We start from the raw sequence: 23999 nt of genomic DNA, 5'->3' as shown, positions 1-23999 counted from the left end.
AGTTGAAATGACTTCAAAAATAAAAAAATATATACCTGCTGATGGATTGGCAGGTTTAAAAGAGAATTTTAAATCGGATGCAATTTCTGGTTTTATAGTGTTTTTATTAGCTTTACCTTTAAGTTTAGGAATTGCAAAAGCTTCAGATTTCCCTCCAATCATGGGATTAATTACTGCAATTATTGGTGGTTTAGTAGTTTCGTTTTTCATGGGTTCTCGCTTAACGATTAAAGGACCAGCTGCCGGTTTAATTGTTATTGTTGCAGGTGCTGTTGCCGAGTTTGGTCAAGGAAATAACGATTTAGGTTGGAAATTAGCCCTTGGCGCGATGGTTGTTGCCGGAATAATTCAAATCCTTTTCGGTGTTTTGAAATTAGGTAAGTTAGCCGATTTCTTCCCGCTTTCAACTATTCACGGGATGTTGGCTGCTATTGGTATTATTATTATTGCTAAACAAATTCCGGTTTTATTGAATGATAATCCTGCGTTAGCTAAAGGAATGGGGCCAATTGAATTATTATTAAACATTCCCAAATTCATTATCAATTTAGATCCAAAAGCTTCGATTATTGGAGTGGTGAGTTTGGTAATTATGATGGGTTGGCCATACATCAAAAACAAATCTATTAAGATGATTCCTGCGCCTTTGGTTGTGTTGTTATTTGCAATTCCGTGCGAATTATTTATGGATTTTGCACACACAGAACCACCGTACGCTTTAGTAAAAATCGGAAATTTAGTAGATAATATCAACTGGAATGTCGATTTTTCAGGAATTAATCAAACCGGATTATTCATTAAATATGTAATTATGTTTGCTTTGGTTGGTACGTTAGAATCGTTACTAACCGTAAAAGCTATCGATTTGTTAGATCCATTCAAAAGAAAATCCAACACAAATAAAGATTTAATCGCAGTTGGAATTGGAAATACGCTAGCTGCTGTTTTAGGTGGTTTGCCAATGATTTCTGAAGTAGCTCGTAGTTCTTCTAATGTTAATAATGGTGCTAAAACACGTTGGGCAAATTTCTTTCACGGATTTTTTATTTTACTTTTTGTTTTATTAGCAGCTCCGTTACTAGAAATGATTCCTAACGCAGCATTAGCGGCCATGTTAATTAGTGTGGGAATTAAATTGGCACATCCAAAAGAATTCATTCACATGTTGCACATTGGAAAAGAACAATTATTCATTTTCACGGTTACTGTTTTGGTAACTTTATTTGAAGATTTATTACTTGGAATTGCTGCAGGAATGTTGGTTAAAATGATTATTCACGTTGTGAATGGCACGCCAATTTCCTCTTTCTTTAAAGCACCAACAGTAGTTTCCTTTGTAAATAACGAATACAAAGTTGAAATTAGTAAAGCTGCTATTTTTTCTAATTATTTGGGAATTAAAAGAAAATTAGAAGAAATTCCACCGGGATATCAAGTAAGTATTTGTTTGAAAAAAACAAAATTAGTAGACCATTCTGTAATGGAAAATTTAGAGCATTTCAAACACGATTATGAAGCTAATGAAGATAGCGGAACGGTTATAATTATTGGTTTAGAAAATCATAAACCCTTATCTTCGCACCCAAAAGCTTCTAGGAAAAATCTAATAGCAGAATAAATGGGTAAAAATATAAAAATGAGCTTGCTGTTCTGTATTGGAATAGCAAGTTTTCTTACTTTGAATACTACTTTCGCACAAGTAAAAGAAAGTAATAACAATATTTGGTTGCACTATTTTGGAAAGAATATGATTACGGAAAAGTTTTCTTTTTCATTTGAAGCAACAATGCGATATGCTAATGGATTTTCGGAAAAACAACAATATTTTATTCGTCCTTCAGTAGATTATCAATTTACTAAAAAGTTTATGGGAAGCGTTGGGTTTAGTCATTATAATACGTATTCCTACGGAAATCCGGCGATGAATAAAATTAGTATTCCCGAAAATCATTTTTGGATTCAAGGAACGTTTGTTCACAACAGTGGACAATTAAAAATCACACACAGATTACGAGATGAATTTCGATATGTTGGAGTTCCGGCAATGCAATCGAATGGTGATTTAGAAATAGATCATTACGATTATCGAAACCGAATGCGATATATGCTTTTATTCAATTATCCTTTGATAAAAAAGGAAGATGCAACTAAATTATTTGCGTTGTTTGGCGATGAGGTTTTTGTGAATATTGGTTCCAATGCAGGAAAAACGTTTCTAAATCAGAACCGATTGATTGGCGGAGTTGGATATAATTTTGATAAAAACCATCAAATGCAATTGAGTTACATTCATCAAAATATTTGGAATTATACCAATACATTTCAAGAAAGTAATCCTACAGTAAGACTAAGTTATGTAACTAATTTCGATTGGAGAAAATAAAAATAAACCCCGATTTGAAATTTCAAATCGGGGTTTATACAAAATTATTCTTTTACATTGATTACTATATTTTCGAAGTAAAGATTACCTTCGTTGTCAATTCCTTGAATATTAAATAGTATTTTTTCTTGTTCAAGAATAGGAGTTTTAATTTGGAAGTATCCATTATTATCAGTTAGAATATTTGGAATCCAGTCAATGGTTCCATGTTTTTTAAAAGCTTCACTATTATAATTACTATCATATGGATTTAGAAAAGTCTTTTCAATCTCAAATGCATTTGTTATTCTATTAACCTTTAACCCTTTTGTTGTATATTTTTTAACGGCTATGTCTCTTCTCAAATAAATTTTTATTGACCCCGTTTCATTATTTATGGTTCTATTTGAATTGTCGAATTTATTAAAATAGATTTCATCAACATCAGAACTATTGTAATCTCTAAGTATAGTAAGATCTGTTAAAGGAAAATCATCAATTAAAATTACTGGTTCAGATGGACTGCCATTTGCTTTAGTCATTCCAATATTATAAACTTTTACAAGAGTTGGAGTACTTGTTACGTTATAACCATTTTTAACTAAAAATTGCAGTAAAGATAGATTTTCAGTTTCAGGATTTATTTTTATTCCTCTTGCCATTTTATTTTGAGCTGTATTATTTAGCTTCATTTCCTCTCTTCTTTTTATTACTTCTACATTTTTTAGTTGTATGGTTTTGTTATTAATAGGGAATTCTAAGTTTTGATAATCTTTTTTAATAAAAGAAGATGATCTACAATAATTGATTTCAGGAATTTTAACACGTGTAAAATTATTAAACACTCTTGCAACACTATTTATTTGTCTGTTGTATTTTTTGTCATTGCTGTTTAGTGAGAAAACGATTTCAGTTGAGTCCCTAAGAATCACATTTTTAAAAACAAACTCATCTTTATTATTCATTGATTCAGTAATAATGGTTTTTTCAGAAGGAATAATAAGGTTGCCAGTAAATACTGAGTTACTATTTTTAGGTAAAATTTGATTCAACGTGATCGAAATATTAACTCCTTTTTGAAATTCGTAAGTATTTTTAGGTTGTTTGGTTAGAATATTTGTCCAATCATATTTTAGTGTTTTTTGATTTAATAATGCTAAATCTAGTTCGAAATTCTTATTTCTATTAAAATCTTCAAAGTAATAAGGATAATTCTCTATTGGAGAAAGTAAGTAGTTGTTTAATTTTAAAGCGGATACAATAGAATTCGACTCATAGGTAGAACTTGTTTTTTCCGGAAGTGAACTAATACTTAAGTTTCCAGCAGTTTTTATTTTCCCTCTTAATATTAAAGAATCATTTTCAATTTTAACTTTATTGAAAATTAATGTATTGTTATTATCAAAATGATTGTAGATAACTCTTTCAGAAATTGAGTTGTTTTTTTCGTCTAATAATCTCAAGAAATTTACGCCTTCAAAAAGATCATTTTTACTTAAAATAATCTTTTCAGTACTCTTATTTATTTCGATTTCAGAAAAAATGAATTCATTATTCTTATGAACTAAAAGCTTGAATTTCTTATTTTTTATTTTATCTAAAGTGAATGAATTTGTTTTAATTTCAATTGTAATATTTTCGTTGTTTAAAGAATTGTTACAATTTAGATTTATGCCTTCGATATTAACGTTAGGTAATGTTTTTTCAATTTTACTATTGTTACTTTCGATACTGATTTTATATGGTTCATTTTTCGTGTTTAATATTTGAAATGCCCCGTAACCTTGATTATTTGTAGAAAATTGATTAACCATATTGTTCTTAGAATCTAACACTTTGATGTTGTTAATTTTGATTCCATTTCCTTTGCAATCTTTTATTTTTACACCAATTTTATTATCACATTCAAAAATAATATTTCCACCTTCAGGATTTAGTTCAATAATTACATTTTCTAATGGGTCATAAACTTCACTTAATGAAAATTCTTTAGAATTTAATACCTCTAACTCAAAAATAGATGATTCATTTTCTTCGAAATTATTCATGAAATTTGTAAAAGCATGAATGTAGTAGGTACCCGAACTTAAATTTTTATCAAGATCCCAACTTCCGCTTATGGTTCCAAAACTTGATAGAAATAATTTGGTGTCTAAAACTTTTTTTTGGGCATCCAAAAGACAGATATGAACATTAGTTGTTTCTAAATTCAATGAACCGTTTGACTTATCTATTACATATCCTTTAAACCAAATAGTTTCATCACTAATATAAGTCTCCTTATTAAAATGAAGGTAAATATTTTCTCTACTTAAATTGAAATAGTTATTTAATTTCTCTTTAAGTATTGATTTTTCTTTGTCCTCTTGTGAGTAGGTAATTTGGGTTATAAATAAAAGAAAAATAAAGATAAGATTTACGGAGAAATAGATTGTATTTTTTTTCATAAAGATTGTCTTTGGTTGGATTTATTAGTGTGGATGTTTTGTTAGTCTATTATCATATTTTACAATCATAAGTTGTTTTAATTGAATTCCTTTTTTGATAGAAATATACAAAATTTTGCATAAGTATTATATGTAGCAAAATTCGTACCAATAAAAAAGCCGATTTGAATTTTCAAATCGGCTTTTTACTTCTTTTTGATATTTTTATTACATCATACCAGGCATTCCTCCGCCCATTGGCATGCTTGATGATTCTTCTTTGATATCTATTAAAGCACATTCAGTAGTTAAAATCATTCCAGCTACAGAAGCTGCATTTTCTAAAGCCACACGAGTTACTTTTTTAGGGTCGATAATTCCAGCAGCTAACATTTGAACATATTCTCCTGTTTTTGCATTGAATCCGAAATCGTCTTTACCTTCTGTTACTTTTGCAATTACTACAGAACCTTCGCCACCAGCATTTTCAACAATAGTTCTCAAAGGAGATTCAACTGCTTTATTGATGATTTGAATTCCGGTTGCTTCGTCTGCGTTTTCAGCTTTTAAGTTTGCTAATGCAGCTTTTGCTCTTACTAAAGCAACACCACCACCAGCAACAATTCCTTCTTCAACTGCTGCACGAGTTGCGTGTAAAGCATCGTCAACACGGTCTTTTTTCTCTTTCATTTCTACTTCAGAAGCCGCACCAACATATAAAACGGCAACACCTCCAGCTAATTTAGCTAAACGCTCTTGTAGTTTTTCTCTATCGTAATCAGAAGTGGTTGTTTCAATTTGCGATTTGATTTGATTCACTCTAGCTTTAATGTTTTCAGCATCTCCAGCACCATTTACAATTGTTGTATTGTCTTTGTCAATTGTAATGTTTTCTGCTGTTCCAAGCATGTCTAAAGTAGTGTTTTCTAATGAATATCCACTTTCTTCAGCAATTACAGTTCCTCCAGTTAAGATAGCGATGTCTTCTAACATAGCTTTTCTTCTGTCTCCAAAACCAGGTGCTTTTACAGCAGCAATTTTTAAACCACCACGTAATTTATTAACTACTAAAGTTGCTAACGCTTGTCCGTCTACATCTTCAGCAATAATTAATAATGGTCTTCCAGATTGTGCAACTGGTTCTAAAACCGGTAACAATTCTTGTAAATTTGATATTTTCTTATCGTATAATAAAACGTATGGATTACTTAGTTCAGCAACCATTTTGTCAGCATCAGTTACAAAGTAAGGAGATAAATATCCTCTATCAAATTGCATTCCTTCTACAACATCTACATAAGTATCTGTTCCTTTTGCTTCTTCAACAGTGATAACGCCTTCTTTTCCAACTTTTGAAAATGCTACCGCGATTAAATCACCAATAGTTTCATCATTATTTGCTGAAATAGAAGCTACTTGTTTGATTTTTTCAGAAGAATCACCTACAGCTACTGATTGTTTGCTTAATTCTGCTACAATAGTTTCAACTGCTTTGTCAATTCCTCTTTTTAAATCCATCGGATTTGCTCCAGCGGCAACGTTTTTCAAACCTTCTTTAACGATAGCTTGTGCTAAAACTGTTGCAGTTGTTGTTCCGTCACCTGCTAAATCATTGGTTTTAGAAGCTACTTCTTTAACCATTTGAGCCCCCATATTTTCTAATGGGTCTTGTAATTCGATTTCTTTTGCAACAGAAACACCGTCTTTAGTTACTGTTGGCCCACCAAATGATTTAGAAATAATTACATTTCTTCCTTTTGGTCCTAAAGTTACTTTTACTGCATTTGCTAATGCATCAACGCCACGTTTTAAACCGTCGCGAGCTTCAATATCGAATTTTATATCTTTTGCCATTTTATTTTTTTGTTTGAATGTTTAACGTTAAAATGTTGTTATTTAATCTTAGATTAAAGAATAGCATAAATTTCATCTTCTCTCATAATCAGGTAATCTTTACCTTCATATTTGAATTCTGTTCCTGAATATTTACCATATAAAACGGTATCCCCAACTTTTACAGTCATGGTATAGTCTTTTTTGCCATTTCCCACGGCTACTACAGTACCTTTTTGTGGTTTTTCTTTTGCAGTGTCTGGAATTATAATTCCTGAAGCTGTTGTAGTTTCTGCTGCCAAAGGAGCAATTACTACACGATCTGAAATAGGTTTAATGTTTAATGACATGATTATATGTTTTATTTATTAAAATTAATTTGTTGCTTGTTGTTTTTCAGAAATTGTGCCAAAGCGATTTTCTGACAATTTTTCGGTAAAAAAAATGCCAGCACTGACATGCTGGCATTTTGTATATTTTGTCAATTCTTATTTTGCAGAATCAGTTGCAACTGGCGCTGGTGTAGCAGCAGGAGCAGCTTGTTTAGTAGCTTCTGGAGTTGTAGGAACTGTTGTAGTAGGAACAGTTGTTTCATCTTCACCTAATACTTTAGAACCAGATGCAGCTCCATTAAAACTTAAACTAGAAAGTAAAATTAATGCAATTAAAATTCCACCTAATGTCCAAGTACTTTTATCTAAAAAGTCTGTTGTTTTTTGAACTCCACCTAATTGTTGAGAACCACCAAATGAAGAAGATAAACCTCCACCTTTAGGGTTTTGAACCATAATAGCTAAGATTAATAAAAAACAAACAATTGTTATCGCAATTAAAAAACCTGTGAATCCCATAATTAATTATTATTTTGTTGTAAATTTTTGATTTCGTTTATTCGGTCTGCAAAGAAACTACTTTTTTCTGGATATTTCAAAATTAATATTTCATAAGCTTGTATCGCTTTTGTATATTTTTTTTGTTCCAAATACACTTTGGCTAATGTTTCAGTCATTAAGTGTGTAGGCTCTTCAGTACTTTTGCTAATATTTGCAGGTGGTTTGGTCGTTTCTTTTACTGGAGCAATTTTTGGATTGGCTTCAATAAATTTATCGATTATATCTAATTTTTTTTGCTTTTCAGGGTCGTTTTGAGTGTTTTTTTCTTCGATTTCACGCTCAATTGGACTGAATTTTGTCAATTGTAACCATTCTTGAAAGGAATGTCTTTCAGATGGTGTAAATGGTATCGGTTTGCCAATTTCTAATTTTTCCTCTGAGGTTTTTTCTATTACTTCAAGTTCAACTTTTTCTTCTTCAATAGTAATAGTTTCTATTTGAGGTAGTGCAATTATTTCTTCCATGTGATATACTTCAATATCCATTAAAGATCTTTGAATTTCATCAATCTTCTCTTGTTGGATTGCAGTAAAATTATCCGAAGTTATAAACTCAAATAAAATCGTTCTATCAGTAGTGTAAGCAGCTGTTTTTTTTAATTCGTAATTGTATCTAAAACTTTCCTGATTGTACAATCCTTTTAAATGTAAAGCGCGAGCCGACTGAAAATACGGAAACTGCAAAACCACATTCTCTAAAGCAATGGTTTGCTTTTCGTTAATGGTTTCAGGCTTATTTAAAAGATATGTTAAATCGGATATGTTCAAAATTTACAAATTAATTACCATTTAGCTAGTGATTCGTTGAAAATATCTTGTGTGATTCTCTCGAAAATTACGTCTAATGCTGTTGTTAATTGTGAACCTACTAATTGCTGATTGGCATCAAAATCATAGAAGAATGAAAAACGTTTTTCAAAATTGTCGTCTTCTTTATTTCTATTGCTAAATCTTACGTTTACAGAAATAGTCAATCTGTTTTGTGCTGCTCTTTGATCTGCAGTTGCAGTCATTGGCGTAATGCGGTAATCTACAATTTCACCTTCGTATAGTAATTCGCCACCTTGAGAAACTAAATTTAGATTTGTTTGATTTTGTATTATCTCTTGAAGTTCAATCGTAAAGGTTCTTTCAATTCCAGGCTCCACTAAAGGTGCATTGTTTTGAAAGTAATTTACTTGAAATGTTTTAGCATCTACGGGCTTTGCACCTGTAAAATTATAAACTCCACAACTGTTTACAAGTAGTGAAATAGTGATGCTAAAAACAATTATTAAATATCTCATTATAAATCGTATTGTTTGATTTTTCTATAAAGTGTTCGTTCTGAAATGCCTAATTCATCAGCCGCAGCTTTTCTTTTTCCTTTATTGCGTTCTAACGATTTTTTTATTAATTCAATTTCTTTCGCTTCTAAACTCAAAGTTTCTTCTTCATCAACAGTTTCGGCAAATAAGTAATTTTGATCATCGTCTTCGTCTTCAAATTCTTCTTGCATCAGATTATTTTGATTCGGAAGCATTTCCACTCTTGGTTCTTCTTCAAAAATAGCATTTTCTTCGGGTTTACCGTAAATTTTCTGAATTAATCCTTTATTCGCTTCCTGAACTTTGGAACTTCCGTTCTGCATTAATTCTAGAGTGAGCTTTTTCAAATCGTTCAAATCGCTTTTCATATCAAAAAGCACTTTGTATAAAATTTCTCTTTCGTTACTAAAATCACTTTCCGATTTTTTAGTTCCAATGACCGAAGGTAAATTCGGATTTTCCATTGGTAAATAGGAGAGAAGCGTTTGAGATGAAATATCACGTTTGGTTTCTAGAACTGAAATTTGTTCGGCAACATTTCGTAACTGACGAATATTTCCACTCCATCTGTATTTAATCAACAATTGAATGGCGTCGTCATCTAATTTTATAGGAGGCATTTTGTATTTATGTGCAAAATCAGCAGCAAATTTTCTAAATAACAAATGAATGTCATCTTTACGTTCGCGAAGCGGTGGCAACATAATGTCAACCGTGCTCAAACGATAAAATAAATCTTCACGAAACTTTCCTTTTTCAATGGCATCAAACATGTTTACGTTGGTAGCAGCTACAATACGAACATTTGTTTTTTGCACTTGCGATGAACCCACTTTGATGAATTCACCATTTTCTAAAACACGTAATAAACGCACTTGAGTGGTTAAAGGCAATTCGCCAACTTCATCTAAGAAAATAGTTCCGCCATCGGCTACTTCAAAATAACCTTCGCGTGTGTTGGTTGCTCCAGTAAACGAACCTTTTTCGTGACCAAAAAGTTCACTATCAATTGTTCCTTCTGGAATGGCACCGCAGTTTACCGCGATGTATTTTCCATGTTTTCTGTGTGAAAGCGAGTGAATAATTTTTGGAATACTTTCTTTTCCAACACCACTTTCACCTGTTACCAATACCGAAATATCCGTTGGAGCAACCTGAATGGCTTTCTCCACGGCACGATTGAGTTTTGGGTCGTTCCCAATAATTTCAAATCGTTGTTTTATAGCTTGTACTGATTCCATTTTATAATTTATAATTGACAATTGATAATTTAGAAGCTTTCTAATTGTTCATTATCCATTGTTAATTTTTAATTGTTTTAGTTCATTATTTCAGAATATCCAACCGCTTCTCCAATTAATGTTGCTGCGGTACAATCTGTGATTTTAATCATTACGAATTCGCCTACTTTGTAATTTTCTTTTGGGAAAACCACTACGGTGTTTTGAGAATTTCTTCCGCTCCAGTGTACATCTGAACGTTTTGATTCTTTTTCAATCAATACTTCTACTTCTTGTCCAATGAAACGTTGCGTTCTTTCTAATCCGTGTTTTTGTTGTAAATCTACAATTTCGGTTAATCTACGTTTTTTAACTTCTTCTGGAACGTCGTCTTCCATTTTTCTAGCAGCTAATGTTCCAGGACGTTCTGAATACGCAAACATAAATCCGAAATCATATTTTACATATTCCATCAAACTCAAAGTATCTTGATGATCTTCTTCTGTTTCTGTTGGGAAACCAGCAATCATATCTTGAGACAAGGAGATGTCTGGAATAATCGAGTATATTTTGTCAATCAACGCCATGTACTCTTCACGCGTGTGTTGACGATTCATTTCTTTTAGAATTCTAGTGCTTCCACTTTGAACCGGTAAGTGAATGTAGTTGCAAATATTATGGTGTTTCGCAATAACATGCAATACTTCTTCATGCATATCTTGTGGATTCGAAGTTGAGAATCTAAAACGCATTTTTGGAAACAACATCGCACATTTGTCTAACAATTGCGCAAAATCCATAGCAGTAGCTTTTTGCATTTCAGTGGCTTTGTCGTAGTCTTTTTTCAAACCACCACCATACCAAAGGTAACTGTCAACATTTTGTCCTAACAAGGTTACTTCTTTGAAACCTCTATCGTATAAATCTTGAATTTCGTCAATAATACTTTGTGGTTCACGACTACGCTCACGACCACGTGTAAAAGGAACAACGCAAAACGTACACATATTATCGCAACCTCTTGTAATTGAAACGAAAGCATTTACTCCATTACTATTCAAACGAACAGGAGAAATATCGCCATATGTTTCTTCTTTCGAAAGAATTACGTTGATAGCATCTCTTCCTTCTTCTACTTCAGCTAATAAATTAGGTAAATCTTTGTAAGCATCTGGTCCAACCACCATGTCTACAATTTTCTCTTCTTCTAAAAACTGACTTTTCAAACGTTCTGCCATACAACCTAAAACCCCAACTTTCATGGTTGGATTGATTTTCTTAACTGCGTTGTATTTTTCTAAACGTTTACGAATCGTTTGTTCCGCTTTATCGCGAATAGAACAAGTATTTACCAAAACTAAATCGGCATCTTCTAAGTTTTGAGTTGTATTGTATCCATTTTCATAAAGAATAGACGCCACAATTTCGCTGTCCGAAAAATTCATTTGGCAACCATAACTCTCTATAAAAAGTTTTTTTGTATTTCCTTCTTTTTGGTCAAGCACTAAACTCTGACCTTGTTTTTTCTCGTCAATTTCCTTTTCCATATAAAGATTTCCTTTAAATCAGTCTGCAAAGATAATACTAAATTATAAAATCTGACAAGATGGCAGAAAAGGTTTAACATGAAATTTTTAAATTATTTTATGTTGTAATTCTAAGTAGCCGTTTTTCGTGGTTTTTACACCTATATATATAGGAGTAATTTGACCGATATTTTGGTTAATTGTAGGTAAAAAAATACTCGGGATGTTAAAATTTAAAAAAAACCTATACTTTTGCCGAACAAACAAAAAGTGAAATGGCAAAGAATTTAGTAATCGTTGAGTCACCAGCTAAGGCAAAAACCATCGAGAAATTTCTGGGAAGTGAGTATCAAGTAGAGTCAAGTTATGGGCATATTGCAGACTTGCCTTCGAGAGAGATTGGGGTAGATGTAGAAAATGGTTTTAAACCAAAATATGAAGTTTCTGCCGATAAAAAAGCATTAGTGACCAAATTAAAAGGATTAGCTAAAAATGCCGAAATGGTTTGGTTAGCTTCCGATGAGGACCGTGAGGGAGAAGCAATTTCTTGGCACTTATCTGAAGAATTAAATTTAAAACCAGAAAAAACAAAACGTATCGTTTTTCACGAAATTACGAAAACGGCGATTCAAAAAGCAATCGAAAATCCAAGAGGAATTGATTACAACTTAGTAAACGCACAACAAGCGCGTAGAGTTTTAGATAGATTGGTAGGTTACGAATTATCTCCTGTACTTTGGAAAAAAGTAAAAGGTGGATTGTCAGCTGGCCGTGTGCAATCGGTTTCTGTTCGTTTGATTGTAGAACGTGAAAGAGAAATTCAAAATTTCAACCCAGAAGCTTCTTACAGTATTACAGCGGAATTTACAAATGAAGCTGGAAAAACATTTAAAGCAAAATTACCTAAGAACTTCGCTACTAAAAATGAAGCGGAAGATTTCTTATCTAAAAATATAGGTTCATCATACAAAGTAGGAGATTTAGAAACCAAACCAACAAAAAAATCACCAGCAGCACCTTTTACAACTTCAACGTTGCAACAAGAAGCAGCTAGAAAATTGTATTTGCCTGTTGGAATTACCATGCAAATAGCACAACGTTTGTACGAAGCTGGACTTATAACTTATATGAGAACGGATAGTGTAAATCTTTCGCAAGAAGCAATGGCGGCAGCTCAAGCCGAAATCACAAGTTACTACGGAAAGGAATTTTCGAAACCAAGAAATTTCAATACCAAATCAAAAGGAGCACAAGAAGCGCACGAAGCCATTCGTCCAACGGATATGTCGCGTCACACAGTTGATATTGATAGAGACCAAGCGCGTTTGTATGATTTAATTTGGAAAAGAACGTTAGCGTCTCAAATGAGCGATGCCGAATTAGAAAGAACTAATGTAAAAATCGAAGCAAGCAATCATTCAGAAACCTTTACAGCAACTGGAGAAGTTATCAAATTTGAAGGTTTCTTAAAAGTGTATTTAGAAGGAAACGATGACGATGATGAAGAACAAGAAGGAATGTTGCCTGCTTTAAAAGTTAATGAAAAGCTTATAAATAATTATATCACGGCTACGGAACGTTTTTCGCGTCCACCAAGTCGTTACACAGAGGCTTCTTTGGTAAAAAAATTAGAAGAATTAGGAATTGGTCGTCCATCTACTTATGCACCAACTATTTCTACAATTATTGCAAGAACCTATGTTGAAAAAGGAAGTTTTGAAGGTCAGGAAAGAAAATACACGCAAATAGTTTTAAAAAATAGCGAAGTAAAAGCGCAAGTTTTAACTGAAAATGTAGGTTCGGACAAAGGAAAATTAGTTCCAACAGATATCGGAATTATCGTAAATGATTTCTTGGTGAAAAACTTCGGAACTATTTTAGATTATAATTTCACTGCGAAAGTGGAGCAAGATTTTGATGAAATCGCCGAAGGAAAAGTGGATTGGGCTAAAATGATGAATGATTTCTACAAGCACTTTCATCCGAATGTAGTTGATGTTGAAAAAAATGCAGATAGAGAAAGTGGTGAACGTATTTTAGGAGTACATCCTGTTTCTGGAAAACAAGTTTCAGTTCGTTTAGGAAAATATGGAGCAATGGCTCAAATTGGAGATATTGACGAAGAAAATAAGCAATTTGCAAGTTTACGTCAAGATCAAAATATTGGAAATATTACGTTAGAGGAAGTATTGAATTTGTTTTTACTTCCAAAGCAATTGGGAACTTACAAAGGAGAAGAAATAGAAGTGAATAATGGCCGCTTTGGACCTTATGTAAAATTTGGAACTCAGTTTATTTCTTTGCCAAAAGGAGTTGATCCAATGGATGTAACCATGGAAACCGCTCAAGGTTTAATTGATGAGAAAGTTCAGGCTGATGCGCCGATAGGAACTTATGATAATTTACCAATTCAAAAAGGTGTTGGTCGTTTTGGTCCTTTCATTAAATGGAACGGAATGTTTATCAATGTAAATAAAAAATACAATTTCGATAATTTATCTCAGTCAGATTTGAATGAATTAATCGAAGAAAAGCAACAAAAAGACATTGATAAAGTACTTCATGATTGGAAAGAGGAAGGCATCAAAGTGGAAAAAGCACGTTGGGGTCGTTCGGTAATTACAAAAGGAAAAATCAAAATTGAATTAAGCAAAGATGTTGATGCTGCAAAATTAACATTAGCGCAAGTTCAGGAAATGATTGAAAAGAAAGCTCCAGCAAAAAAGACTGCAGCTAAAAAAGCACCTACAAAAAAAACAACAGCAAAAAAGAAATAGTAAATGGTATTCGATTTTCTACAACCGATAAGCGAATCTTTTGAAAAACATCTTCAAACTTTATCCAATCAATCATTGGGTAAAAAAGTTGTATTTCATACACAAACCGATTTTCCTATTCTAGAAGGTGTTTCTATTGCTATTTTTACAGTTAATGAACATAGAGGTAATGATAAAGATAATGAGGATTATTCTTTTGAAGCCTTCAGAAAGAAATTCTATGGAATGTTTCCAGGGAATTGGAATACTTCAATTGTAGATTTGGGAACTATTGAAGCAGGAGCCAGCATTGAAGATACTTATTTTGTGGTAAAAAGTTTGATGACAGAGCTAATCAAGAAACAAATTATTCCAGTTATTATTGGCGGAACTCAGGATTTGACTTATCCGATGTATCGAGCTTATGATAATTTAGATCAGATGGTGAATTTGGTTTCAGTAGATAACCAATTTGACTTTTCAAAAGAAAATAAATTAGATAAGGATGCTTATTTATCAAAAATAATAGTTGAAGAACCGAATAATCTATTTAATTTTAGTAATTTAGGGTATCAAACCTATTTTAATTCACAAGAGGAAATAGATTTAATTGAAAAATTATACTTTGAAGCTTATCGTTTAGGAGAAGTTTCAAATAATATATCGGTTGCAGAGCCCGTTTTTAGAGATGCGGATTTAGTTAGTGTCGATATGAATTCAGTGCAATCTTCTTATTCTGGTAATTTTGAAGAGTTTAATCCGAATGGATTTACAGGGAAAGAAATATGTGCTTTGGCACGATATGCTGGAATTAGTGATAAAGTGACTTCGTTTGGAATTTTTAATTTTAATCCAAATAGTCATGAAGTTGTTTTGGCAGCTCAGATGCTGTGGTATTTTATTGAAGGTTTCTGTTTTCGCTCAAATGAGTATCCATTTGGAACAAAAGAGCATTACATTAAGTATATTGTTCCAATAGAAGATGAAGAATTAATCTTTTATAAGAGTAATAAAACCGAAAGATGGTGGATAGAAATACCGTTTTTAACAAATGTTAATAATAAATTAAAAAGAAATACGTTATTACCTTGCACACATGAAGATTATTTAGCAGCTTGCGAGCAGGAAATTCCAGAAAGATGGTGGAAAGCCCAAAGAAGGAATATTTTGTAAAAGTTGTTATTTTTCAAAGTGTTAAAGCAATGTTAACGCAGGTGTAATGCCAAAATTCAATATTTTTTGCACGTTTTTTAAAAAAATGTTGTTTTTTTCAAAATTATTGAATAGGTTTACGCCCTTAAATAGAAATTACATTTAACCCAAGTTTATATGAAGAAGTTTGTTGCATTTTCAGCAATTTTGTCATTATTTATCAGTTGTGGTAAAGGCGATAAAGGAGAATTAGTAGGAGTTAAAGGGAGAAAATGGCATCCCGAGAAACCTTACGGAATGACGTTAATCCCTGGAGGAGCTTTTATTATGGGTAAAGCCGATGATGATTTAGCTAACATTCAAGACGCGCCTACTAAAACAGTTACGGTTCGTTCATTCTATATGGATGAAACGGAAATTACTAACAGTGAGTACCGTCAGTTTGTTGAATGGGTAAAAGATTCAACTATCAGAACTCGTCTAGCTATTCTTGCAGATGAACAAGGTCAAAAGCCTGGTACTGGTGGAGGAAAAGGTGGAAGCATTGGTGATTTTGCCTTTGCAGACGTTGATCCTGAGAAAATGACTCCATACGACAAGTATATGTATGAAAATTATTACAGTGTTGGTACTGATGATGATATTTATGCTGGAAGAAAATTAAATAAGAAAATCAAGGTTATTAAAGAGCCTGCTAAATATCCAGATGAATTTTATGTGGAAGTTATGGACTCAATGTATTTACCTGAGTCTGAATCGTACAATGGTTTAAAAACTATTGATGCTTCTAAATTGAAATTCAAATACAATCAAGTAGATTTGAATAAAGCGGTAAAGAAAAAAGGTCGTAAAAACTTTTATGAGGATGCGCCACCTATTGAAATTTATCCTGATACAACTGCTTGGATAAAAGATTTTGCTTATTCTTATAATGAGCCAATGCATAATGACTATTTCTGGCATCAAGCTTATGGAGAATATCCTGTAGTAGGTGTTTCTTGGAATCAAGCAAAAGCATTTTGTGCTTGGAGAACAATGTATAAAAATGCATTTATTAAAAAGAAAAAAGGAAGAGATCAAGTAAATTCATTCCGCTTACCAACAGAGGCAGAATGGGAATATGCTGCTAGAGGTGGAATTGAAGGCGGAACTTATCCTTGGGGAGGTCCTTATGCTAAAAATGACAGAGGTTGTTTTATGGCTAACTTCAAGCCAAATCGTGGAGATTATGCTGCAGATGGTGCTTTGTACACTGTTGAAGCTAAATCATACGAGCCAAATGATTATAACTTATATAACATGGCGGGTAACGTTTCAGAGTGGACAGAGTCTTCTTACTATGCTGAAGCTTACGAATTCGTTTCTACAATGAATCCACATGTTGCTGATAAGAAAAACCAAAGAAAAGTTGTTCGTGGTGGTTCATGGAAAGATGTTGCTTACTTCTTACAAGTTTCAACTCGTGATTATGAATATGCTGATTCTGCAAGAAGTTACATCGGATTCAGAACTGTACAAGATTATATGGGTACAGCAGCAACAGGAACTAGTCCTAAATAGTATTTAACCAATTTTATTATATAATTAACTTAACTAACTAAAAATTTATTTATTATGGCATTATTAAGCAAAAAAATGATGGGATTCCTTTACGGAATGGGAGCGGCAGTAGTAATCGTTGGAGCATTATTCAAATTAATGCACTGGCCAGGTGCAGGACCAATGCTTGTAATCGGTTTATTAACTGAAGCATTAATTTTCGCATTATCGGCATTTGAACCAGTAGAACATGAATTAGATTGGTCTTTAGTATACCCTGAATTAGCAGGTGGTGAAGCTAAAGCAAAAGATAAAAAAGAAAATCCAGCTGACGCTCAAGGTTTATTATCTCAAAAATTAGATAATATGTTGAAAGAAGCTAAAATTGATGGTGAATTAATGGCAAGCTTAGGAAACAGTATTAAAAATTTCGAAGGTGCTGCTAAATCAATTTCTCCAACTGTTGATGCTATGGCTGGTCAAAAGAAATATGCTGAAGAAATGTCTACAGCTGCAGCTCAAATGGAAGCTTTAAATAACTTATACAAATTACAATTAGATAGCGCTTCTAGAAATGCTACTGCAAATCAAGAAATTGCTGATAACGCAGCTAAATTAAAAGAGCAAATGCAATCAATGACTTCAAACATTGCATCTTTAAATGCTGTTTACGGAGGTATGCTTACTGCTATGAGTAACAGATAATTAGTTTTATCAAATTAAAGAATTATTAATTAAAACTAATTTAAAGAAAAAATGGCAGGAGGAAAATTAACCCCTAGACAGAAGATGATTAACCTAATGTACTTGGTTTTCATCGCAATGTTGGCATTAAATATGTCAAAAGAAGTATTAACAGCTTTTGGTAATTTTAATGACAAGTTTTCAGAATCTAATAAATTAACTGAGCAATCTAACGCTACTTTATTATCTGCATTAGATACTAAAGCAACTGATGAGCCAGCTAAATATGCTGAACCATCTAGAAAAGCTAAAGAAGTTGCAAAAATCTCTAAAGATTTTGTTGCTTTCTTAGAGACGGTTAAAGCTGAAGTTACTGAAGGTATTGAGCCAGATGAAACTGGTAAATTACCTTTCGAATCTATGGACAAATCTACTATCGACGAAAAATGGTTTGCTGGTGATGGATATAGCCCAAGAGAAACAGAAATTGTTTCTAAAATTGACAAGTATGTTGCTGATGTTAAAAAAGTATTAGGTAATGACGTAAAGTATATTCCTTTTATCAAAGAAATTGAGAAAAAATTCTCAACTGCTGATATCACAAACAGAGAAGGTGTAAAACAAAAGTTTTTAGATTATAAAACCAAAGGTTTCCCTGCAGTATCTACATTAACATTCATTACTGCTATGCAAAATGACGTTAAAAATACTGAAGCTGGAGCTTACAACTTATTCTTAGGTAATGCATTACAATCTGCTGCATCTATGAAAAACTTCCAAGCAATTGTTGTATTAGATAAAAATGCATATTTTGCTGGTGAGCAAGTTACAGGTAAAGTTGTTTTAGGTCGTTATGATGCTAATACTGTACCTACATCATTCAAAGGTCCTGGAAAAATTGAAAACGGTCAAGCAGTTATCTCTATGACAGCTGGTGGTATCGGTGAACAAAATATCTCTGGAGAATTTGGTTTCTTAGAAGATGGAAAAGAAATTCCATTAAAATTCGAAGGTAAGTACGTTGTTGTACCTCGTCCTAACCAAGCAATTATTTCTGCTGATAAAATGAATGTTGTTTACCGTGGAGTTCCTAACCCTATCTCTATTTCAGTTCCTGGTATTGCTTCTAATAAAGTTAATGCTAGTGCTCCTGGAATGTCTAAAGTAGGAGATGGTAAATTCATGTTAAAACCAGGTTCAGGTAGTGAAGTTAAAATTAACGTAAACGCTACAATGCCTGACGGTAAATCAATGTCTAGTTCTCAAGTATTTAGAATTAAAGGATTACCTGCTCCAACTGGAAAAGTTGGTGGTTCTGAAAAGAATAAAGGACCAAAATCTAACTTAGAAGTTTGTTCTATTACTGCTGTTATGGAAGATTTTGATTTCCCTGTAACAGTAAACGTTACTCAATTTAACGTTAAAGTTCCTGGACAACCTACAATTGTAGTTTCTGGTAATAGAATGGATACTAGAGCTAGATCTGCAATTGCAAAAGCACAAAAAGGTGATGTTGTAGTTATTTCTGAAATCAAAGCTAGTTTTACTGGTATTGATCAAATGGCTAAGAAAGTATCAATTTGTACTTACGAAATACAATAATTTAAATTAATTTGAGTTTATCTTTTTAAACCAAATAAAAAATGAATAAAATGAATTGGAGAAATAGTATTGCAATTTTAGTATTAGGTTTAAGTGCTACTACTTTTGCTCAGTCAAACTTATTAAATGCTAAGACACCTGATCAAATCGGGAAAAAAACTGAAGCTGAATTAAGTGCTGACAATGATAAACCGTTGCCTTACGGCTATGTTCATGATAGAGATATCTTAATGGGAAAACGTATTTGGGAATTTGTTGATCTTGATGAGAGAGTAAACTTTCCACTTTATTTCCCAGTTGAAGGTGATGTTATGTCTTCACCTGATAGAAGACCTCTTTATAATGTATTAATTAATGGAATTAAAGAAGGTAAAATAACTGAAGTTTATGACTCAAGTTATTTCACAACTAAGAAAACTTTAAAAGATATCGAGTCTTCATTATATACTGTTGATACTACTGATGTAGGTCGTGAACAAATGAATGAGGATATGGAAGCTTACCGTAAAGGTACCAAGAAAATCGATGAGGAGTTTATTAGAAAAACTGAGATTGAAGCTTATGATGTAAGTGCTTATCGTATTGTTGGATATTGGTATTTTGATAAAAGACAAGGTGAGTTAAAATACAGATTATTAGGTATTTGTCCAGTGGTTCCTGATGTTTTCTCTAAGAAGAATAATGATGCTGAATTAGAATATATTGATTTGTTTTGGGTTTATTTCCCTTCAACAAGAGATATATTACATGAAGCAAAAGCTTTCAATAATAGAAACTCTGCAATGCCGTTTTCTTTTGATCATTTGTTAAACGCTCGTCGTTTCAACGGGATGATTTATTTAGAAGAGAATGTATATGGTGATCGTAAGATTGCTGATTACATGAAAGAAAACTCTCAAATGCAATTGTTAGAATCGGATCGTGTAAAAGAAAAGATTCGTGACTTCGAACAAGATATGTGGAATTATTAATAATATTTCTCCAATTTCATTTAAAAAAACTCTTACCATTGGTAAGAGTTTTTTAATTTTACACCATGATAGATTTTATAATCGTAGGAAATGGTTTAGCCGGAATTTCATTTGCGGAAATAGCTTTGCAAAACAATAAATCAATTTTTGTTTTTGATAATAATTCGCAACCTTCATCACGTGTGGCCGGAGGATTATATAATCCTGTGGTGTTAAAGCGTTTCAGTGAAGTATGGAAAGCAAAGGAACAAATTGATTTTGCTTTTCCTTTATACCATGAAATTCAATCCAAATTGAATGTCGTTTTCGATTTTGAATTACCCATACTTCGTAAATTGTACTCAGTTGAAGAACAAAACAATTGGTTCCAAGCTGCTGATAAACCAAATTTAGCTCCTTTTTTAGATGCTAAATTAGTTACAAGTTCTTATGAAAGCATTCAATCTCCATTTCACTATGGAAAAGTGAATCATACCGGTTATTTAGAAATTTCAACTTTGATTGAAGCCTATTCTAATTATTTAAAATCACTAAATAGTTTTTCAAATGAAGGTTTCAATTATACTGAAATTGAATTTTTAGATAATGGTATCCAATATAAAAACATACAAGCCAAGCACATCATCTTTGCTGAAGGTTTTGGATTACACGCTAATCCTTATTTTAATGATTTGCCATTAGATGGTACAAAAGGTGAATTGTTAATCATCAAAGCTCCAAATTTAGATTTAGATGTTGTGATAAAGTCAAGTGTATTTATACTTCCGATTGGTAATGATTTGTATAAAGTAGGAGCTACTTACGATTGGAAAGACAAAACAAATACTCCAACTGAGGAAGGAAAACAAGAATTGGTTGACAAGTTAAAAGAAATTATTTCTTGTGATTTTGAAATTGTTGAACATTTTGGCAGCGTACGACCTACAGTTAAAGACAGAAGACCATTAGTTGGAACGCATCCTGAGTTTAAACAACTGCATGTGTTAAATGGCTTAGGAACTCGTGGTGTAATGCTTGGTCCATATTTAGCCAATCAATTATTTCAGCATATTGAAAACGATATTCCTTTGGAAAAAGAAATAGATATAATAAGATGTTATAAAAAAAACCGAAACTAATTTGTTTCGGTTTTTTGTTTATCTGAGTGTGGCTTTCTTTTCGCCTTTATGTTGTTTCCAATCTTTGTCGTAACTCATAAACATATTGATCCATATGTTTCTTGATAGTCTCATGATTACGGGCATAAAAACAATTAGAGTAATGATTATAGCAATAAAATTGTTTACCAAATTCTTTTCTCCAACAAAGAAATAGGTGATGATAAAAGCCGCTACACCAAATGCAATTCCTAAGGCATAACTCACATACATAGCACCATAAAAAAATGAAGGCTCAATTTTATATTTGGTTCCACAATGGCTACAATTTTCGTGCATTTTGTACACATTTAGAACATTGTAAGGATTTTTGTCTAAATACATGCTTTCTTCATTGCAAGTTGGACAACTTCCTGTTAAAATACTATTTAATTTGGATCCTTTTTTTAACATTTGCAAAATATTTTACACAAAGGTACAATAACTAACTTTCTGATGTGTAACAATTATTACATATAACAATTTGTTTGATGAATTTTGAGTTTAACCGATAGTAACTTTTAAACACATAAACAATTAAACAGTTAAACTTATTAAATGCTAAACATACATAATTTATCGGTTTCATTTGGTGGAACGTATCTTTTTGAAGAAGTAACTTTTAGATTGGGTTCTGGCGATAGAGTTGGACTTGTCGGAAAAAATGGTGCTGGAAAATCAACCATGTTGAAAATTTTAGCCAAAGATTTTGCTCCCGATTCTGGTCAAATTGCGACAGAGAAGGAAGTCAAAATGGGATTTCTTCGTCAGGATATCGATTTTGTAAAAGGAAGAACCGTTTTGGAAGAAGCTTATCAAGCTTTTGAAGAAATCAAACGTGCTGAATTTCGAATAGATGAAATCAATCACCAATTAGTTACTCGTACCGATTATGAAAGTCAAGAATATTCGGATTTGATTGAAGAATTGAGCGATGTGACACATCATTATGAAGTTCTTGGAGGTTATAATTATGTTGGTGATACTGAAAAAATTCTTTTAGGACTTGGATTTAAGAGAGAAGATTTCGACAATCAAACTGATACTTTTTCAGGAGGTTGGAGAATGCGTATTGAATTAGCAAAATTATTATTGCAGTCAAATGATATTTTACTTTTAGATGAGCCAACAAACCACTTAGATATTGAAAGTATCATTTGGTTAGAAGGTTTTCTACGAAATTTCCCCGGAGTAGTCGTAATTGTTTCGCATGATAAAATGTTTTTGGATAATGTGACGAATCGTACTATTGAAATTTCATTAGGTAAAGCATACGATTTCAACAAACCATATTCTGAATATTTAGTATTGCGTCAGGAAATTCGCGAAAAGCAATTGGCAACGCAAAAAAATCAAGCTAAGAAAATTGAAGAGACTGAAAAGTTAATTGAAAAGTTTAGAGCAAAAGCTTCTAAAGCATCGATGGCGCAATCTTTGATTAAAAAATTAGATAAAGTAGAACGAATTGAAGTCGATGAAGATGACAATTCGGTAATGAATATTTCGTTTCCTGTTTCGCAAACGCCAGGTAGAGTTGTTGTAGAAGCAGAACATGTTACCAAAGCCTATGGTGATAAAACCATTTTAAAAGACATTTCGCTTTTAGTAGAACGAGGAAGTAAAGTAGCTTTCGTTGGGCAAAATGGTCAAGGAAAATCAACGTTTATGAAAGCAATCGTAAACGAATTTGAGTACGAAGGTTCTATTAAATTAGGTCATAATGTACAATTGGGATATTTCGCTCAAAATCAAGCGGAATATTTAGATGGCGAAATTACGCTGTTACAAACCATGGAAGAAGCTGCAACTGATACGAACCGTTCAAAAGTTCGCGATATGTTGGGTTCGTTTTTATTCCGTGGTGATGATGTAGAGAAAAAAGTAAAAGTACTTTCGGGTGGTGAACGAAATCGTTTGGCACTTTGTAAATTGCTTTTACAACCGATTAACGTCTTGGTAATGGATGAGCCAACAAATCACTTGGATATTAAGTCTAAAAACGTTTTAAAAGCCGCTTTAAAGCAGTTTGAAGGAACTTTGTTGTTGGTGTCTCACGATCGTGATTTCTTGCAAGGGATGTCCAATATTGTGTACGAATTCAAAGATCAGAAAATTAGAGAATATTTAGGCGATATCAATTTCTTCTTAGAGCAGAAAAACGCCATGAATATGCGTGAAATTGAAAAGAAAGAGGTGATTTCAAATGCAAACACAAATAAAGCAGTTAAAAACATTTCTTACGAAGACCAAAAGAAAGCAAAATCATTACAAAATAAATTGAGTAAAATTGAAAGCCAAATTCAACAACTAGAAAAAGATATTCAATTAGACGATAAAGCATTGGCTTCAAATTATGACAAACATATTGAAGATGCTACTTTTTTTGCTGCTTACGAAAAAAAGAAAAAAGAGTTGGAACAATTATTAGAAGATTGGGAAAACGTACAGTTAGAAATTGAAATGGTAAATAGTTAATTGCAATACAAAATATAATAGCAGTTAAGCAACAAGAATAAAATGACTATGATTATGATAATCATGGTCATTTTGTTTTTTCTTATAAATGCACCAACATTCCGCTTCATTTTGTCAA

Annotated in this window: 19 protein-coding genes; 10 read left to right on the top strand and 9 right to left on the bottom strand. The window is 32.4% G+C overall.

All coding sequences use genetic code 11. The features are described 5' to 3' along the window. Positions 1 to 7 precede the first annotated feature (7 nt). Complete coding sequence (locus C8D80_RS05250) at positions 8 to 1618, top strand: SulP family inorganic anion transporter (RefSeq protein WP_133608126.1); 1611 nt, start codon at positions 8 to 10, stop codon at positions 1616 to 1618. Beyond that, positions 1619 to 2383, top strand: a complete 765-nt coding sequence (locus C8D80_RS05245) for a DUF2490 domain-containing protein (protein ID WP_242004843.1) — start codon at positions 1619 to 1621, stop codon at positions 2381 to 2383. A gap of 44 nt (positions 2384 to 2427) precedes the next feature. Here the strand turns inward: C8D80_RS05245 and C8D80_RS05240 are convergent, their stop codons facing one another. From C8D80_RS05240 to miaB, 8 genes are all read right to left on the bottom strand, one after another. Further along, positions 2428 to 4809 (bottom strand): hypothetical protein, encoded by a 2382-nt coding sequence (locus C8D80_RS05240; protein ID WP_133608124.1) that lies wholly within the window; start codon positions 4807 to 4809, stop codon positions 2428 to 2430. Positions 4810 to 5016: 207 nt separating this feature from the next. Then, positions 5017 to 6642, bottom strand: a complete 1626-nt coding sequence (gene groL, locus C8D80_RS05235) for a chaperonin GroEL (RefSeq protein WP_133608122.1) — start codon at positions 6640 to 6642, stop codon at positions 5017 to 5019. Between the two features lie 53 nt (positions 6643 to 6695). After that, positions 6696 to 6971 (bottom strand): co-chaperone GroES, encoded by a 276-nt coding sequence (locus tag C8D80_RS05230; RefSeq protein ID WP_008256449.1) that lies wholly within the window; start codon positions 6969 to 6971, stop codon positions 6696 to 6698. Between the two features lie 138 nt (positions 6972 to 7109). Next, on the bottom strand, positions 7110 to 7475 hold the full coding sequence (gene secG / locus C8D80_RS05225; protein WP_133608120.1) for a preprotein translocase subunit SecG: 366 nt from the start codon (positions 7473 to 7475) through the stop codon (positions 7110 to 7112). Beyond that, entirely contained in the window at positions 7475 to 8281 is an 807-nt protein-coding gene (locus C8D80_RS05220; RefSeq protein WP_133608118.1) for a tetratricopeptide repeat protein, read from the bottom strand. The genes secG and C8D80_RS05220 overlap by 1 nt, the downstream gene beginning before the upstream one ends. Before the next feature lie 14 nt (positions 8282 to 8295). Beyond that, positions 8296 to 8799: an LptE family protein gene (locus C8D80_RS05215; RefSeq protein WP_133608116.1), complete on the bottom strand. Its 504-nt coding sequence runs from the start codon at positions 8797 to 8799 to the stop codon at positions 8296 to 8298. Beyond that, complete coding sequence (locus C8D80_RS05210) at positions 8799 to 10061, bottom strand: sigma-54 interaction domain-containing protein (RefSeq protein ID WP_133608114.1); 1263 nt, start codon at positions 10059 to 10061, stop codon at positions 8799 to 8801. The genes C8D80_RS05215 and C8D80_RS05210 overlap by 1 nt, the downstream gene beginning before the upstream one ends. Positions 10062 to 10138: 77 nt before the next feature. After that, positions 10139 to 11587, bottom strand: coding sequence for a tRNA (N6-isopentenyl adenosine(37)-C2)-methylthiotransferase MiaB (gene miaB, locus C8D80_RS05205; protein WP_133608112.1), 1449 nt, complete (start codon positions 11585 to 11587; stop codon positions 10139 to 10141). A gap of 254 nt (positions 11588 to 11841) precedes the next feature. Between miaB and topA the strand changes: the two genes are divergently transcribed. The 7 genes from topA to C8D80_RS05170 all read left to right on the top strand — a co-directional run bounded on the left by topA (position 11842) and on the right by C8D80_RS05170 (position 21388). Beyond that, positions 11842 to 14343 carry a type I DNA topoisomerase gene (gene topA / locus C8D80_RS05200; RefSeq protein ID WP_133608110.1) on the top strand — a complete coding sequence of 834 codons (2502 nt, stop codon included), beginning with the start codon at positions 11842 to 11844 and terminating at the stop codon, positions 14341 to 14343. 3 nt (positions 14344 to 14346) lie between these two features. Further along, positions 14347 to 15495: a formimidoylglutamase gene (locus C8D80_RS05195; protein ID WP_133608108.1), complete on the top strand. Its 1149-nt coding sequence runs from the start codon at positions 14347 to 14349 to the stop codon at positions 15493 to 15495. A 156-nt stretch (positions 15496 to 15651) separates the two neighbouring features. Further along, complete coding sequence (gene porK, locus C8D80_RS05190; protein WP_133608106.1) at positions 15652 to 17034, top strand: T9SS ring complex lipoprotein PorK/GldK; 1383 nt, start codon at positions 15652 to 15654, stop codon at positions 17032 to 17034. A gap of 54 nt (positions 17035 to 17088) precedes the next feature. Then, entirely contained in the window at positions 17089 to 17718 is a 630-nt protein-coding gene (porL, locus tag C8D80_RS05185) for a type IX secretion system motor protein PorL/GldL (protein WP_133608104.1), read from the top strand. 51 nt (positions 17719 to 17769) lie between these two features. Further along, positions 17770 to 19299 carry a type IX secretion system motor protein PorM/GldM gene (gene porM / locus C8D80_RS05180; protein ID WP_133608102.1) on the top strand — a complete coding sequence of 510 codons (1530 nt, stop codon included), beginning with the start codon at positions 17770 to 17772 and terminating at the stop codon, positions 19297 to 19299. A gap of 50 nt (positions 19300 to 19349) precedes the next feature. Further along, positions 19350 to 20270 carry a type IX secretion system ring subunit PorN/GldN gene (gene porN, locus C8D80_RS05175; RefSeq protein WP_162845054.1) on the top strand — a complete coding sequence of 307 codons (921 nt, stop codon included), beginning with the start codon at positions 19350 to 19352 and terminating at the stop codon, positions 20268 to 20270. A gap of 65 nt (positions 20271 to 20335) precedes the next feature. Continuing rightward, positions 20336 to 21388 (top strand): NAD(P)/FAD-dependent oxidoreductase, encoded by a 1053-nt coding sequence (locus C8D80_RS05170; RefSeq protein WP_133608098.1) that lies wholly within the window; start codon positions 20336 to 20338, stop codon positions 21386 to 21388. 18 nt (positions 21389 to 21406) lie between these two features. On the opposite strand, the gene C8D80_RS05165 is transcribed toward C8D80_RS05170, so the two are convergent. Then, the gene (locus C8D80_RS05165; protein ID WP_133608096.1) at positions 21407 to 21820 is read right to left on the bottom strand and encodes a DUF983 domain-containing protein; all 414 of its coding nucleotides are present in this window, start codon (positions 21818 to 21820) and stop codon (positions 21407 to 21409) included. A 144-nt stretch (positions 21821 to 21964) separates the two neighbouring features. Between C8D80_RS05165 and C8D80_RS05160 the strand changes: the two genes are divergently transcribed. Next, positions 21965 to 23881: an ABC-F family ATP-binding cassette domain-containing protein gene (locus C8D80_RS05160; protein ID WP_133608095.1), complete on the top strand. Its 1917-nt coding sequence runs from the start codon at positions 21965 to 21967 to the stop codon at positions 23879 to 23881. The last annotated feature ends 118 nt before the right edge of the window (positions 23882 to 23999 follow it).

It is taken from the genome of Flavobacterium cheniae (assembly GCF_004363695.1).
GTDB lineage: Bacteria > Bacteroidota > Bacteroidia > Flavobacteriales > Flavobacteriaceae > Flavobacterium > Flavobacterium cheniae.
This window is presented reverse-complemented; position numbering and strand designations above follow the sequence as displayed.